Here is a 12,147-nt window from a genome sequence, read left to right on the forward strand (position 1 = left end):
CTGTATCGGCGGTGGTGCGGTGACGGAGGCCCCCGGAGGCCGCAACATCGGCCCCCTGGCGCGGGACCGGCGACGGGCGGCCCGGCCGCGGCGGGGACGCCCTTCGCCTTGGTGGCGGGTCAGCGCGGGGAGGGGGCGCCCACGCCGGAGTCGGTCACCTTGAGCCTGCTACCGGGGGTCGTGGCCCGGCTCGTGGGCGGAGTAGCCGTACCCGGGTAGACCCAGAGCGTGCCGACGACGTCGGCGACCACATGGGTGTTACCCGAGTGGTTGTAGACGTTGAAGCCCTGCGTGGGGCCGAGGATGCCCAGCACCGCGTTGGAGACGGTCTGCCCGGCGGCCGGGTTGAGGTTGCTCGCCGTCGGCCGGGTCATCGCCGAGTCGGCCGGCCACACCGTGAGCACGGTGTTGCTGGTCGGGGTGACCGCGGTGACGTTCATCGCGAGCACCTGCGTGCTGGGGGTCAGCATGCTCGCCGGTGCGGTGACCTTGCCGACCGCGGTCGGCCCGAGGACGCTCGGCAGGCCCTGGCCGATCCGGCTGTCCGCGATCCGGGTCGGCGACATCGGCGTGAACCGCAGGCCGTCCGGGACGGTGCCGTCGTCGATCACGCCCACCACGTCCACCACCAGGTGGGTGGTCTGCGAGGTGTAGATCGCGAACTGCGGTGCCCGCCTGCCGCCGCACTCGGTGCACTCGACGGTCTCGACGATGGCGAGGTTCGGCACCACCTTGCCCGCCGGGTAGTTGACCGTGGACGCGCTCGGCACGTCCCCCTGCCCGTTCCAGGCCGTCAGGTAGCCGGCCTTGCGGGGCGAGACTGCGGTGATGTTGACGACCAGCGCCCTGACGTTGGCGTTGACGCTGCCGAAGCTGAGCCAACTCTCCATGTAGTAGTTGGCGGACAGAGGAGCGCCGTCGTCCCGGGTGTCGTATAGCCGGAACGGCTTGATCCACTGGTACTGGCCGCCCGACCCCCGGCTGGAGAGCGAGTTGTTCCCGGCCCAGACGCCCGTCACGTCGACCACGACGTCCGTCGACCCGGCGTGGTTGTAGACCGACACCTTGCCGCCCGAGCCCACCTTGACGGTGACGCTGTTCGAGCCGAGCCACGACTTCGCGAAGTTGATCGAGGACGCGGTCGGACGGTTCTGGCCGGCGGGGTAGAGGGTCAGGAAGCTCCCCGCCGTCGGGCCGACGACCGTCACGTTCAGCACGACGGAGCCGACACCGCTGCTCGGCACCCCGCCCCGCCCGGTGACCTGGAGGTCGACCTTCTTACCCGGGCCGATCTTGGCCTTGGGCGCGCCCAACCCGGAGCGGGTGTCCATCAGGCGCTTCGGCGACAGCGGGTAGTAGCTGCCGGTGACGCCCCGGAAGCCCTCCACGGCCAACTGCACGCGCCGGGTGCCGGAGGCGCTGTCGTCGGCGAGCAGCAGGCTCGCCTGCTGCACACCCTCCCTGGTCGGCTTGGCCGCGACCGAGACCGTGCAGGTCTGCCCCGGGGTCAGCGTCCGGCCGGTGCAGTTCGAGTCGAGCAGCGCGAACGCCTCGGGCGTCGGGCCACCGAGGCTGGCCGCCCCGAAGGTGACCGGGGCGCTGCCGACGGACCGGAAGGTCACCGTCCGGGCCGCGCTGGGCACCGCCAGCTCCTGGTAGCTGAAGCTCACCGGGTTGGGCTCGCCGTGCGCGACCGCGTAGTCCACTGACGAGTTCCAGCGCAGCTCGCCGCTGACCGTGCCGGTGTAGTAGGTGCTGTCCCGGCAGCTGTACTCGTAGGCGGCGGCGAACGCGTTGACCCGGCCGGTGTCACCGTCCCGCTCGGCCTGCCGGACCTTGATCCACCCGCTGACGTGGCCGCAGCCGCGCCCGTCGGAGGCCAGGTCCATGGCGGCGGTGCCGCCGTCGCCCTGCCAGGTCGCCTGGTAGGTCTGACCGGCGGTCCACTGCTCGCCGGCCGGCGGCTGGATGCTGAGCCGCACGTAGGAGCCGGCCCGGTTGGTATCGACCGCCAGCCGGTCGTTGCTCTGCGCGACCACGGAGATGGTGGAGTTGTCGCGGTCGAAGACGTCGGACCGGTTGATCGGATAGCCGCCGGTCTGGTCGCCGACGTCGACGGTGAGGACCGTGTACGGCGCGGTCGGCGCGGCCAGCGCCATTCCCGGCAGTACGGCCAGCGCACAGGCCCCGGCAACGCTCATGCCGAGTAGAGCGCGAAAAATGCGCATGCATTACCCCGTGAAGAAGGAAGAGTGATTGTGGGCCACACACTATGGGCGGTGATCACGAGCGGCAAGGCCGTATCGACGGAATGCCAAGAAAGGGCATTGCGCCCTTACCGGATCGACGACCGGCACGTGAGCCGGGCCTCCGACGGAACCACCGTCCCATTCGCGCAAACGCGAGAGCGCCCCGACCGTGTGGTCGGGGCGCTCCGCGGTGACGGCTTGACGGTCAGCCGTCGTGGCTGCTGCCGGTCAGCTCCGGTTCGAGCCCGGAACCGCGCTCGGCTTGGCCTTGCTGCCCTTCAGCGACGCGGCCGACTTGGCCGTGGCCGCCTCCGGGTAGTAGAACGTGCCCACCACGTCGGCGACCAGGTGCGTGCTGCCGGACAGGTTGTTGACGTTGAACGCGTAGTTCGGGCCGATGACACCCAGCACGCCGTTGGAGACGACCTGGCCCGCGTACGGGTTCAGGTTGCTGGTGTCGGGCTTGCCGACGCCGTCGAAGTCGGCCGGCCAGGTGGTGATGACCGTGTTGTTGGTCGGGGTGACGGCGGTGACGTTCATCGCCAGCACATCGGTGTCGGGCGTGACCAGCTCGGCCGGGGCGGTCACCTTGCGGGTGCCGCCCGCCGGGATGGCACCGGAGATGCCCAGGTTGGAGCGGCTGTCCACGATCCGGGTCGGGCTCAGCGGGGCGAACCGCATGCCGTACGGGGAGTCGCCGTCGTCGACCACGCCGACCAGGTCGACCAGGACGTGCGCCGCCTGCGAGGTGTAGATGCTGAACTTCGGCGCACCCGGGATGCACCACTCGTTCTGCTCGGTGCCGGTGCAGGGGGTGGTCTGCACGAAGGTCAGGTTCGGCACGTTCTTGCCGGCGAGGTAGTTCACCGTCGAGGCGCCCGGCCGGGTGCCCTTGCCGGACCACGCGGTGAGGAAGCCGGACTTGGCCGGCGACACCGCGGTGACGTTCAGGACGAACGACTTGACGTGCGGGTTGTAGTCCCCGAAGTCGAGCGAGTATTCCAGCACCTGACCGGCCGGGGGCTTGCCCTCCGGGTCCTCCCGGCTGTCCCAGTACCGCATCGGCAGGTACCACTCGTACTGGCCGCCGGCCCGGTTGGTGAGGCTGTTGTCGCCCGCGTAGAAGCCGACCACGTCGACGATCACGTCGGTCGAGCCGCTGTTGTTGTAGACCGAGACCTTGCCACCGGAGCCGAGCTTCACGGTGACGTTGTTGGAGCCCAGCCAGCCCTTGGCGAAGTTCACCGAGGAGGCGGTGGGGCGGGACTCACCCGTCGGGTAGGCGGTGAGGAAGCTGGCGGCGCTGGGACCGGTGACGGTCACGTTCAGCACGACCGCGCCGACGCCGCTGGCCGGTACGCCACCACGGCCGGCGACCTGGAGGTCGACCTTCTTGCCGGCGCCGATCTTGCCGACCGGGGCGCCGGTGCCGTTGCGGGTGTCCAGCAGCCGGGCCGGGGAGACCGGGTAGTAGGCGCCGGTCACGTCGTCGAGGGCAGCCGCCTTCTGCAGCGGCGCGGAGACGGGAGCCGCGGAGGCCGTACCCGGCACCACGGCGAGTGCACATGCTCCGGCGAGACCGACGCCGAGGAGAGTGCGAATTTTGCGCATAGAGACCCCGTGTTCGAAGAGGAAGGGATTGGCTGCCCCAGCGTAGGGGCCTGGGTCAATGCCGGCAAGGCCGTTACAGATGATCTCCGGGTGACGTTCCGGTGAGGACGAATCAGACGTAACGCCATGGTGGTCGCCGGGTCGCCCACCGTCATCCACAGGCCGGTCGCCTTGTCCACAGGTTGTCCACACCCCCGGTGGACGACACTTGACATTCGGGTGGGGCGGACGAGACTGCCCGGGTGACCGCCGACCACCACCCCGAACCGCCATCGGTGGACCCGGGGCCGCCGGCCGTCCGGTCGACCGGACGGGTACGGATCGTGCTGGCCGGCGTCTCCCGCCGGGACACCCGGGCCGCCCACACCCGCACCGAGTTGACCCAGCAGACCCGGGTCGGTGAGGCGCTGGTCCGGGGCCTGGTCCGGGCACAGCTCACCCTCGCCCTGCGGCTGAGCCTGCTGGTGCTCATCGGGTTGGGCGGGCTGCCCTGGCTGTTCGCCATCGCACCCCCGGTCGCCCGGGTCACCGTGCTCGGCGTCAACCTGCCCTGGCTGCTGCTCGGGGTGGTCTCGTTCCCCTTCCTCATCGCCGTCGGCTGGGCGTACGTGCGGCTCGCCGAACGCAACGAACAGGACTTCGTCGACCTCGTCCAGCGACCGGAACGCTGAGATGGGCAACGGGTACGTCGTACCGGCGATCGTCGCGGTCACCCTGATCACCGTCGGCATCGGCTTCTACGGACTGCGCCTGGCCCGGACCACCTCCGACTTCCTGGTGGCCTCCCGGACGGTCAGTCCGACCTGGAACGCCGCCGCCATCGGCGGGGAGTACCTGTCGGCGGCGAGCTTCCTCGGCATCGCCGGGCTGGTCCTCAAGTACGGCGTCGACGTGCTCTGGTACCCGGTCGGTTTCGCCGCCGGCTACCTGGCGCTGCTGCTCTTCGTCGCCGCGCCGCTGCGCCGCTCCGGGGCGTTCACCCTGCCCGACTTCTGCGAGCTGCGGCTCGGTTCCCGCCGGCTGCGCACCCTGGCCACCGTCTTCGTCATCTTCATCGGCTGGCTCTACCTGGTGCCGCAGTTGCAGGGCGCCGGGCTGACGCTGGCCACGGTGGCCGGCTCGCCGTACCCGGTGGGGGCGTTGCTGGTCGCCGCGGTGGTCACCGCCAACGTGGCGTTGGGCGGGATGCGGGCGATCACCTTCGTGCAGGCGTTCCAGTACTGGCTGAAGTTGACGGCGCTCGCCGTACCCGCGATCTTCCTGGCCCTGCAGTGGCAGGCCGACGCCCGACCGGCGGTGACCCCGCCCGACGGGCCGGCGTTCCGCACCGCCACCACCGTCGTGGTCGAGCACCGCGCGGCCCTCACCTTCCCCGACGGCACCATCCGTGAGGTACGCCCCGGCGACGAGCTGAGCTTCGCCGCCGGTGACCCGGTGCCCGAGGTGTCCGGGGTCGCCATCGGGGCCACCGACTGGCTGCTGCCCAGCGCCGCCGGGGACGACGACCGGGGTCTGTTCGCCACCTACTCGCTGATCCTGGCGACCTTCCTCGGCACCATGGGACTGCCGCACGTGCTGGTGCGCTTCTACACCAACCCCGACGGCGCGTCGGCCCGGCGGACCACCCTGGTGGTGCTGGCCATGGTCGGCGTCTTCTATCTGCTGCCCACGCTGTACGGCGTACTCGGTCGGATCTACACCCCGCAACTGCTGGTCAGCGGGCAGACCGACGCGGTGGTGGTGCTGCTTCCCGAGGCGGCGCTCGGTGACGGCGTCACCGGGCGGCTGCTCTCCGCCCTGGTCGCCGCCGGGGCGTTCGCCGCCTTCCTGTCCACCTCGTCCGGGCTGCTCACCAGCGTCGCCGGGGTGATCTCCACCGACGTGCTGGGGCACGGCTCGGTTCGCGGCTTCCGGCTGGCCACGGTGATCGCCGGCGGGGTGCCGGCGGTGCTCGCGCTGAACGTCTCCGGGCTGGACGTCTCCCAGGTGGTCGGGCTGGCCTTCGCGGTCGCCGCGTCCAGCTTCTGCCCGCTGCTGGTGCTCGGCATCTGGTGGCGCGGCCTGACCGATCTCGGCGCGGCGGCCGGCGTGCTGGTCGGCGGCGGCGCGGCTATCGGCGCGGTGCTGGTCACCGTGCTCGGGCCGCCGCTGACCGGCTGGCCGGCGACCCTCACCACCCAGCCCGCCGCCTGGACGGTGCCGCTCGCCTTCACCGTGATGATCGCGGTGTCGATGGCGACCCGACGCCGCACCCCGGTCGACGTCGGCGCCACCATGCTCCGCCTGCACGCGCCCGAGTCGCTCCGTTCCTGACGGTTCGTCCCGGTCGGCCGGTATCGCGGTCGACGTCCTCCCGGAACCACCCCCGCCCGGTCGTCCGCCTGCGGGATGATCCGGGATCGTCCCCTGGCGGGAGCGGCTCCTCGCCCGGCCCGGATACGGTCGGGACATGACTGGTGAACACCCTGCGCTGGCACTCCGTGGCCTGGCCAAGCAATTCGACGGCAAGGTGGCGGTCGCCGGGGTGGACCTGGCCGTCCCCGCCGGCTCGTTCTACGGCCTGCTCGGCCCCAACGGCGCCGGCAAGACCACCACCCTGTCGATGGCCGTCGGACTGCTCCGGCCCGACCACGGCCAGGCCTGGGTGCTCGGGCACGACGTCTGGGGTGACCCGGTCGAGGCGAAACGGCTGCTCGGCGTCATGCCCGACGGCGTCCGGCTGTTCGACCGGCTCAGCGGCGCGGAGCTGCTGGCGTACCACGGTCTGCTGCGCGGCATGGACCCGGCGGTGGTCGACCAGCGGGCGGCGGAACTGCTCGACGTGCTGGCCCTCACCGACGCCGGCCGGACCCTGGTGGTCGACTACTCCGCCGGGATGAAGAAGAAGATCGGCCTGGCCTGTGCGCTGCTGCACGGCCCCCGGCTGCTGGTGCTCGACGAGCCGTTCGAGGCGGTCGACCCGGTGTCGGCGGCGCTGATCCGCGACATCCTGCACCGGTACGTGGTCGGCGGCGGGACGGTGGTCTTCTCCAGCCATGTGATGGAGGTCGTCGAGCGGCTCTGCTCGCACGTGGCGATCCTCGCCGAGGGCACCATCAAGCGGGTCGGCACCCTCGCCGAGGTACGCGGCGACCGGTCCCTGGAGGACGTCTTCGTCGAGGTCGTCGGCGGCCGGACGGCGACCGGTGAGGAGCTGGCGTGGCTGTCCCGGTGACCGCGCCCGTGCCCACCGCGCCGGTCCGCGCGGTCTCCCCGCGCCACTTCGTCCGGCTCAAGCTGCGGGTGATGGGCAACAACTTCCGGGGCCAGGGCTGGCGGGTCGCCCTGTTCGTGGTCGGGGTGCTGGTCGGGCTCTGGTTCGCGGCCGGCGGTTTCCTCATGTTCGCCGCCCCCGGCTTCGCCGACGAACCCCCGTACGCGGTGATGGCCGCGGCCTTCGGCGGCGGGGTGCTGGTGCTCGGCTGGCTGCTGCTGCCACTGGTCTTCTTCGGCGTCGACGAGACCCTCGACCCGGCCCGGTTCGCCCTGCTGCCGCTGTCCCGCCGCACCCTGGTCACCGGGCTGTTCGCGGCGGCCCTGGTCAGCGTCCCGGTGTTCGCGGTGCTGGTCGCGGTCACCGGGCTGGTGGTCAGCGCCGCGCTGCTCGGCGGCGCGGTCGCCGGGGTCGTCGCCGCCCTCGGCGTGGTCGCCGGGGTGCTGCTCTGTGTCGCCGCCAGCCGCGCGGTGACCAGCGCGTTCGCCACCATGCTGCGGTCCCGCCGGGTGCGCGACCTGGCCGCCGTGCTGCTCGCCGTGGTCGCCGCGCTGCTCGGCCCGTTGCAGCTCGTGGTGCTGGCCGCCGTACGCACCGCCGACTGGGACCGGCTCGTCGGGGTGGCCCGGATCGTCGGCTGGACCCCGTTCGGCGCGCCCTGGACGATCGGCCTGGACGTGGCCGAGGGCCGGGCCTGGGCCGTGCCGGTCAAGCTGCTGATCACCGCGGTGACCATCGGGGCGCTGCTGCTGTGGTGGTCCCGGTCGCTGGAGTCGGCGATGGTCGGCGCGGCCAGCGCCGCCCCGGCCAAGGCCCGCCAGGCACCGACCGGCGGTGCGGTCGCCCAACTCTTCCCCCGGGCGGTCGGCTGGGCCCGGCGGGACCGGTTCGGCGCGCTGGTGGCCCGCGAGTGCCGCTACTGGTGGCGGGACGCCCGGCGACGGGCCAACCTGATCACCATCGCGGTGGTCGGGATCTTCGTCCCGGTGATGGTCAACCTCGGTGGCGCCGGGTTCGCCGTCGGCCAGGAGGGCTTCGAGAGCACCGGCGACCCGTCGCCGGTGCTGCTCAGCATATCGATGCTCTTCGTCGGCGTGCTCGCCTCGGTGACCCTGGCCAACCAGTTCGGCTTCGACGGCAGCGCCTACGCGGCCAACGTCGTGGCCGGGGTGCCGGGTCGGCTGGAGCTGCGCGCCCGGATGACCGCCTTCTCCGTGTACGTGCTGCCGATGCTCGGCGTCGTCTCCCTCATCATCAGCGGGGTGCTCGGCCGGCCGGAGTGGTTCGGGGTGGCGGCGGGCGCGCTGCTCGCCTCGTACGGGGTGGGGTTGGCGATCAACGGGTTCATCTCGGTGCTCGGGGCGTACTCGCTGCCGGAGACGAGTAACCCGTTCGCGATGAACAGCGGCTCGGGAATCGCCAAGAGCATGCTCACCCTGCTGTCGATGGTCGGTTCGGCGGCTGCCGCCGTACCGATGGTGGTGGCCGCCGGGCTGCTCGGTGACGTCTGGCTCTGGCTGGCCCTGCCGGTCGGCGCGGCGTACGGGGTGGGGGCGGCGCTGCTCGGGGCGTACCTGGCCGGGGACGTGCTGGACCGCCGGATGCCGGAGCTGCTGTCGACCGTGACCCCCCGCCGCTGATGCCGGTCGTCGAGGCGGTCACCACCGTCGCGGTCCCGCCGGAGGTGGCGTTCGCGGTGTCGCAGACCGTCGCGCCGGTGCGCTACCGGTGGGACCCGTTCGTCCGCGAGCAGCACTTCGTCGACGGGGCCACCCGGCCCGGCAAGGGGGTGCGTACCTTCACCCGCTCCCGGCACGGCCTGGCGATGGTCAGCGAGTACGTCTCCTTCGCCCCGCCGACGAACGTCGGGATGAAGATGGTGCGCGGCCCGTGGTTCTTCGAGATGTTCGCCGGTGGCTGGCGGTTCGCCCCCGCACCCGAGCCGGGCCACACGGTCGCCACCTGGCGGTACAGCTTCCGCTGCCGGCCGGCGTTCCTGCGGCCGGTCGCCGACCGGGTCGGCGTCTGGCTGCTCACCCGGGACATCCGTCGTCGGATCGCCGGTTACGCGGCCGGCTGCGCCGACCCGCAGGTGCTGGCCGCCGCCCGTGCCGCCCTGTCCGACGGGCCGGACGGCACGGCCCGGGAGGCGGACCTCACCCCTCGGGGTGCTGACCCCGCTCCTCGGGGTGCTGACTCCGCCCCTCGGGATGCAGCGGTCGACGACGCGGGACCACCCTCCGGTAGCTGATCCGCCAGCCCGTCGCCGGCCGCTGCGCGCCGGCCGTCCCTGCCGGGGGCTGCGTCTCGACCCGACGGACCACGTCCTCGTAGACCACGGTGCCCACCGGGCCGTCGACCGGCACGCCGAGCCCCTTCGAGCGGACCCGGACGGTGCCGTCGGCGTCCTCACTGACCACGACGTTGGTCACGTGGTGGCCGAGCGGGTTGCCGTCGCCCAGGGTCCGCGCCGCCTCGGCGAACGCCGCGTACCCCCGCAGGACGCCGAACCCGTAGGCGGTGACGTCGTAGGCGAAGTCGTCGGTGAACAGCTCGGACAACCGGTCGAACGCCCCGTCGTCCATCAGGTGGCCGTGCAGCGCGACGAGTTCGTGGATCGCCAGCCGGTCATCGGCGCTCAACGACATACCCGTCGTCCCTCCAGCCCGGCGGCGGTTCCCGTCGAGGTGACGAAGGAACGCCAGGTCTCGGGGGTGAAGTGGAGCGTCGGGCCACAGCGGTCCTTGCTGTCCCGGACCAGCACCACCCCGGGCAGATTGTCCGCCACCTCGACACAGTTACCGGAGTCGTCGGAACGCGACGAGGTCCGCCAGCGTGCCTCGTCAGGGGTCATGCGTGGCCCGTCAGAGGTCATGGCGTCACCTTCAGCTTGTTGACCAGATCGAGCGAGGCGCGCTCGGCCAGCGCCTCACCCAACAGACTCTCCCACTTGCGCAGCATCAGTCGAATCCATTCCGGATGGTCCGCGATCTGCCCCCGGGCGGTGTTGTCCAGACACAGGACCTGCTCGCTCCCGGGCAGCTCCGCCAGCACGAAGCCACCGCCCAGCGAGACGTGCGCACCGGCATCGAGCGGCAGCACATGGAGCCGCACGTGGGGCAGCTCAGCAGCCTCCAGCAGCCGTCCGAGCTGCCGGTCCATCACCGCAGGCCCACCGATCGACCGCCGCAGTGCGCTCTCGTCGATGACGAAGACGAACTCGGGTGGATCGTCCCGGCTCAGCACCGCCTGTCGGCTCATCCGGAGCGCGAGCAGTTCCTCCACCCGCTCGTCCCGCTGGAGCCCGCCGGCCGAGAAGACGGCCCGCGCGTAGTCCTCGGTCTGGAGCAGCCCGGGTACCAGACACGGCTCGAAGTTTCGCAGCCGGACCGCCTGGGCCTCGTAGCTCTGCCAGGGCAGGAACCATGACGGTGCCCGTTCCCCCTCGTGGTCGGTGAGGAGACCGGCGAGGAGGCCGCCGGTGCCGAGGGCTTCGTCGGCCGCGACGGCGAACTCCATGGTCGGGCGGCGGCGACCGGTCTCGATCGCGGCGATCAACGACGGGCTCCACTTGACCAGGCCGGCCAGGGCCTCCTGGGACACCCCGGCACCGGCCCTGGCCGCCTTCAACGCCCGGACCCACATCTCGAAGTCCATCACTCACCTATCCGGTAAGTACGCGACCGCGCTCCGTAGTAACCGCTGGCATCCTCCCCTGCCTGGGCTGCCGCGTCCAGGGTGGAGGGCACGCGGTCCGGTCGGTGGAGGCAGCGTCCCGGCGACCGGTCCTGCGCGGGTCGCCCCGGTCGCCTCCGGCCGGGGCGACCCCACACCCGCGAAGGAGACTTCCGTGCCGGAGCCACGTCGCCGGCCCACCCGGTCGAGACCATCGATCCCGTTCGGCACCGCCTGCCGCTCGCCGCACCGCACCGGCCACGGCCACTCGCACTCCCCGCGCGAGGCGGCCCGGATCTTGGCGGGAAACGGCCCCCAGGGAGGCCGGAACTCTCCAAGATCTCTCCTGGCGTATCCGGGATGTCGGCGCGGCGAGGGGTGGAGCAGGTGGTGAGGCGGTTCGTGCCGCATGTGGCGATGCGGCCGTTGTGGCGCTGCCGGGCGTGCGGCGCGCCCTGGCCCTGCCAGCCTGCCCGGCTCACGTTGCTGGCCGAGTACCGGGGCCAGCGGACCGCCCTGCTTGTCCACCTTGGCACGCTGATGGTGGAGGCCGGCGACCAACTCGGCCAGCTCACCGGCCACGCCCGGCCGGCCGACCTGCACGAGCGCTTTCTCGGCTGGGCGCGCGCCCGGACCTCGTCCGGGCCCGGTGACCAGCTCGGCCCGGACGGCACCGGATCGGCGTGGCGCGGGCGGTCGGGCGCGGACGATCATGGGACGTGCCGGGCGGCGGGGGCCACAATGTTTCACGTGAATCCAGAACCGGGTGCCGAGATCCACCACACCGACCCGTTCGCGGTGCCGACCGGGCAACGCTCACCGGCCCGTCGGCTGCGGGGGCGGCTCGCCGCGCCGGTGACGCTCTGGACCGCTCCCGGCCCGGCCGGGCTGACCGTGTCGTCAACCCTGGTCGCCGAGGGTGAGCCGGACCGGCTGCTCGGCCTGGTCGACCCCGAGGCCGACCTGTGGACGGCGATCGAGGACGCCGGCCGGTTCGCCGTGGCCCCGCTCGGGCCGTCCCACCGGCAGCTCGCGGACCGGTTCGCCGGGCTCTTCCCCTCGCCGGGTGGGCTGTTCGTCACCGACGCGTGGACCGACACGCCCTACGGGCCGGTGCCCGCCGACGCCGGGAGTTGGGCCGGCTGCCGCCTGGACACCGCCCGGGAGTACGGCTGGGCCCTCCTCGTCGAGGCGACCATCGAGACGGTCGAGATCGTCGCCGACACCCCGCCCCTCCTGCACCACCGGGGCCGCTACCACCAGCTTCCCTGACCAGCCCCGCCCGTGCGGGGCTAGGTGGCGTCGCAATGTCACCGATATAGCGGCATCCTGGCCGGCGGATACCGCAACGCCGGCCCA

11 protein-coding genes are annotated in these 12,147 nt (G+C 72.2%); 6 read left to right on the forward strand and 5 right to left on the reverse strand.

All coding sequences use genetic code 11. The annotated features are described in order from the left end of the window. Positions 1-119 precede the first annotated feature (119 nt). Positions 120-2,201 carry a choice-of-anchor D domain-containing protein gene (locus tag ACOJTC_RS07980; RefSeq protein WP_420116359.1) on the reverse strand — a complete coding sequence of 694 codons (2,082 nt, stop codon included), beginning with the start codon at positions 2,199-2,201 and terminating at the stop codon, positions 120-122. Between the two features lie 276 nt (positions 2,202-2,477). Continuing rightward, positions 2,478-3,860 carry a hypothetical protein gene (locus ACOJTC_RS07985; RefSeq protein ID WP_420116360.1) on the reverse strand — a complete coding sequence of 461 codons (1,383 nt, stop codon included), beginning with the start codon at positions 3,858-3,860 and terminating at the stop codon, positions 2,478-2,480. Between the two features lie 275 nt (positions 3,861-4,135). Here ACOJTC_RS07985 and ACOJTC_RS07990 point away from each other — a divergent pair, with 275 nt between their 5' ends. The 5 genes from ACOJTC_RS07990 (at position 4,136) to ACOJTC_RS08010 (ending at position 9,364) form a co-directional block, all read left to right on the forward strand. After that, the gene (locus ACOJTC_RS07990; protein WP_204925635.1) at positions 4,136-4,531 is read left to right on the forward strand and encodes a hypothetical protein; all 396 of its coding nucleotides are present in this window, start codon (positions 4,136-4,138) and stop codon (positions 4,529-4,531) included. Position 4,532: 1 nt separating this feature from the next. Beyond that, positions 4,533-6,173, forward strand: a complete 1,641-nt coding sequence (locus tag ACOJTC_RS07995; protein WP_420116361.1) for a cation acetate symporter — start codon at positions 4,533-4,535, stop codon at positions 6,171-6,173. A gap of 136 nt (positions 6,174-6,309) precedes the next feature. Further along, positions 6,310-7,074 carry an ABC transporter ATP-binding protein gene (locus ACOJTC_RS08000; protein WP_204925445.1) on the forward strand — a complete coding sequence of 255 codons (765 nt, stop codon included), beginning with the start codon at positions 6,310-6,312 and terminating at the stop codon, positions 7,072-7,074. Further along, on the forward strand, positions 7,059-8,753 hold the full coding sequence (locus tag ACOJTC_RS08005) for an ABC transporter permease (protein WP_420116362.1): 1,695 nt from the start codon (positions 7,059-7,061) through the stop codon (positions 8,751-8,753). The genes ACOJTC_RS08000 and ACOJTC_RS08005 overlap by 16 nt, the downstream gene beginning before the upstream one ends. Continuing rightward, on the forward strand, positions 8,753-9,364 hold the full coding sequence (locus ACOJTC_RS08010; RefSeq protein ID WP_420116363.1) for an SRPBCC family protein: 612 nt from the start codon (positions 8,753-8,755) through the stop codon (positions 9,362-9,364). Before ACOJTC_RS08005 ends, ACOJTC_RS08010 begins: the two co-directional genes overlap by 1 nt. On the opposite strand, the gene ACOJTC_RS08015 is transcribed toward ACOJTC_RS08010, so the two are convergent. From ACOJTC_RS08015 to ACOJTC_RS08025, 3 genes are read right to left on the reverse strand one after another with little or no spacing between them, the layout of a single operon-like run. Continuing rightward, on the reverse strand, positions 9,270-9,761 hold the full coding sequence (locus ACOJTC_RS08015; RefSeq protein WP_420116364.1) for a nuclear transport factor 2 family protein: 492 nt from the start codon (positions 9,759-9,761) through the stop codon (positions 9,270-9,272). The two genes, ACOJTC_RS08010 and ACOJTC_RS08015, sit on opposite strands and share 95 nt — an antisense overlap. Beyond that, a complete protein-coding gene (locus ACOJTC_RS08020) occupies positions 9,752-9,967 on the reverse strand; it encodes a DUF397 domain-containing protein (protein ID WP_420116373.1) in 216 nt (71 codons plus the stop codon). The genes ACOJTC_RS08015 and ACOJTC_RS08020 overlap by 10 nt, the downstream gene beginning before the upstream one ends. 17 nt (positions 9,968-9,984) lie before the next feature. Continuing rightward, positions 9,985-10,770, reverse strand: a complete 786-nt coding sequence (locus tag ACOJTC_RS08025) for a helix-turn-helix domain-containing protein (RefSeq protein ID WP_420116365.1) — start codon at positions 10,768-10,770, stop codon at positions 9,985-9,987. Between the two features lie 435 nt (positions 10,771-11,205). On the opposite strand from ACOJTC_RS08025, the gene ACOJTC_RS08030 reads away from it, so the two are divergent. Further along, entirely contained in the window at positions 11,206-12,060 is an 855-nt protein-coding gene (locus ACOJTC_RS08030; protein ID WP_420116374.1) for a flavin reductase family protein, read from the forward strand. Positions 12,061-12,147: the final 87 nt, after the last annotated feature.

Source organism: Micromonospora sp. (genome assembly GCF_048594385.1).
Classification (GTDB): domain Bacteria; phylum Actinomycetota; class Actinomycetes; order Mycobacteriales; family Micromonosporaceae; genus Micromonospora; species Micromonospora wenchangensis.